The sequence below is a fragment of the Sphingomonas sp. ERG5 genome (assembly GCF_000803065.1).
GTDB lineage: Bacteria > Pseudomonadota > Alphaproteobacteria > Sphingomonadales > Sphingomonadaceae > Sphingomonas.
Genome location: NZ_JSXI01000034.1, coordinates 1 through 2,799, shown reverse-complemented (window position 1 = coordinate 2,799; position 2,799 = coordinate 1). Strand labels below are relative to the sequence as shown.

4 protein-coding genes are annotated in these 2,799 nt (G+C 58.5%); 2 read left to right on the top strand and 2 right to left on the bottom strand.

Features of this window, described 5'->3' with window-relative positions:
• Both OO12_RS13600 and OO12_RS29410 read right to left on the bottom strand, forming a co-directional pair.
• On the bottom strand, positions 1 to 873 hold an 873-nt coding region (locus OO12_RS13600; RefSeq protein WP_034159261.1), incomplete at its 3' end, for a hypothetical protein.
• Between the two features lie 257 nt (positions 874 to 1,130).
• On the bottom strand, positions 1,131 to 1,316 hold the full coding sequence (locus OO12_RS29410; RefSeq protein WP_082006525.1) for a DUF6961 family protein: 186 nt from the start codon (positions 1,314 to 1,316) through the stop codon (positions 1,131 to 1,133).
• Between the two features lie 47 nt (positions 1,317 to 1,363).
• Here OO12_RS29410 and OO12_RS13590 point away from each other — a divergent pair, with 47 nt between their 5' ends.
• The gene (locus tag OO12_RS13590) at positions 1,364 to 1,672 is read left to right on the top strand and encodes a hypothetical protein (protein ID WP_082006524.1); all 309 of its coding nucleotides are present in this window, start codon (positions 1,364 to 1,366) and stop codon (positions 1,670 to 1,672) included.
• 230 nt (positions 1,673 to 1,902) lie between these two features.
• Positions 1,903 to 2,799, top strand: an 897-nt coding sequence (locus OO12_RS13585) for a hypothetical protein (RefSeq protein WP_034159258.1), incomplete at its 3' end; no start/stop codon positions are given.

Sequence of the window (2,799 nt, the reverse complement as noted above, 5' to 3'; positions counted from 1 at the left end):
GCTTATCTGCGTATAGCCGATCACCAGTGACGATCCGTCGCTCTGGGTGATGCCGGTGATGCGCTGGCTCGTGCCATCATAGCTGATCGTGGTGGTGTAGACGTCACCATTGGCAATGCTGCCGTCGCCCGGGGACTGATCCACCTTGATCGTGCTCAGACGACCGTTCGTATCATAGCCATAATAGGTTCTGGTGATCGTTGGCGCGACACCCGGTAAAATAGTATCGATTTGATTGAGCCTGCCGGTGGCTGTATCGTATCGAAGATATACATATTCTCCATTGGAGTCGCTGATAATACTTAATACTGCACTAGAAGTGCTGTTTGTGTACTGATAGTTTATCGTGTTGCCATCTTGATCGACGCTGCTCTCAAGGCGGCCGAAAAGCGTTTCGTTGTAACTTTCCTTCAGCTGGGTATCGCCATCGGTCCAGGTCCAGGTCGTGCCGGTCCTGGTCAGCGTATCATAGGCCCCCGCACCGTCGGTGGTGACATAGGCGCCCGAGGTCGCATCCCAGCTATAGACCGTTTCTGACCCGTCCCAGTCGGTGCGCGTGACCGTCGTACCGGCCGCGGCATAGGTCCCCGACAGACCGTAAACCTTGCGGTACCCGCTCGGACGCCAGTTATCGCCATTGTCGGGCTGCCCGCTCGCCTGGCTGTTGTAACTGTTATTGACTTCGATATCGGTCCCGCGGCCGACCAGAAATTCATCCGCGCGCGTGACGAACAGATTGCCGTTGGCGGCATTCACATAAACCTGCTCAAGCGCACGCCCCAGCGTCGCCGACCCCAGCAGACCAGACCCGCCAAGCACCCGTGCAGAGCTGCGCTCGATGCCCGTGCCAGTCCCGGTGAAGATCGCTACCATCGACTTTATCCCTCGCATCAAGACCCGCGCGCAGACTGACGCACCGTCTCATCACAAGGCGATCAGGAATATCTCCCGATTGTTTAGCTGTTTTTTGCGAACTCCTTCTGAACGCCGCCCACCGCAATGCCGGTTAGCTCTCTTGGCTCGCTCACCCGGCTTCCCCGGCGCGGCAAAATCCCGCTCGACGGAGAGTTGGTTGCGTCAGTCCTCGGTTGCTTTGGAATACCCCGTGTTCTTCGCGCGCGACACGCGGATTATAGAGATTGCACGTCAACGCCTCGCAATTGGTCGATCCTCGCCGCGATCCATCGCGCAATTCCAGCGATATCGCCAGCCAGGGCAAGCGCGGCGGCCCGCTCGGCAATGAAGGCCGGCGCACGATCGCCGTGCTGCCGTTCGACCGCCAGCGCTTCAGCCCAACGTTCTCGGTCTGGTGTCAAGGAGTAAAGGTTCTTCTACTGTTCTTATGCCGCTTCGTTTGGGACGAATGACTATGGCATACGATGCTACCGCATTTGAAGACGATTGGTGGCTCCTGAGTGAGGAGCAGCTGCTTGAACGGATACCGGAGATGAAATGGACGCTGGGAGGCGGGGGAATCATTCGCTGCGGCGAAGATATCGGCGCTTACGCCCTTAGCTGGGGACCGGCTGACGCTAACCGTGACCAGCGTCACGCATTCGGCATCCCCAAAAACGTCTCCATGGCTTTACGTTGCGACTGTTTTCGCCAATTCGGCCGCCGCTTTGCCGCCTGCTGCGGCAACCTGGCTGATGGCCACTTTTATAGAACCTGATCGTGGGTGCTGCTCATGACATGCCATTGTTGGAGGAGCGTATGGTCGAGCGATCCGTGGGGCCTCTACATCCCTGCTTTGTCCTGCTTGGATGCTGCCGGCATTGCGGCGGGCGGCGCTCAGAAGGAATTCACAAAAAACAGCTAAACAATCGGGAGATATTCCTGATCACCTTGTGATGAGACGACGCGTCAGTCTGCGCGCGGGTCTCGATGCGGGGAATAAAACAGATGGTAGCGATCTTCACCGGGGCCGGCACGGGCATCGAGCGCAGCTCTGCACGGGTGCTTGGCGGGTCTGGTCTGCTGGGGTCGGCGACGCTGGGGCGTGCGCTTGAGCAGGTTTATGTGAATGCCGCCAACGGCAATCTGTTCGTCACGCGCGCGGATGAATTTCTGGTCGGCCGCGGGACCGATATCGAAGTCAATAACAGTTACAACAGCCAGGCGAGCGGGCAGCCCGACAATGGCGATAACTGGCGTCCGAGCGGGTACCGCAAGGTTTACGGTCTGTCGGGGACCTATGGCGCGGCTGGTACGACGGTGACACGCACCGACTGGGACGGGTCGGAGACGGTCTATGGCTGGAATAACGCCTATGGCGCTTATGTCACGACCGATGGCGCGGGGGCCTATGATACGCTGACCAGGACCGGCACGACCTGGACCTGGACCGATGGCGATACCCAGCTGAAGGAAAGGTACAACGAAACGTTTTTCGGCCGCCTTGAGAGCAGCGTCGATCAGGACGGCAATATCGTCAAATATACCTACACCGATAACAGTGCTACCGCGCTGCTCGACAAGATTGCCCAGATCAATGAGATTAGCGGCCTTGACGAGGAATATGTAAGGCTCAACTACGATACCGTTACCCGCCGCCTCAATCAGATCGACACCTATGCCCCTGGCACCGGCGGTACACCGACGCTGACCCGGGTCTACTACGGCTATGATACGAACGGCCGGCTGAGCACGATCAAGGTGGATCAGTCCCCGCTCGACGGCAGCATTGCCAATGGTGACGTCTACACCACCACGATCAGCTATGATGGCACGAGCCAGCGCATCACCGGCATCACCCAGAGCGACGGATCGTCACTGGTGATCGGCTATACGCAGATCGGC

Coding starts and splice junctions, on each gene's coding strand:
- OO12_RS13590 (WP_082006524.1), top strand. CDS start 1,364: ATGACTATGGCATACGATGCTACCGCATTTGAAGACGATTGGTGGCTC.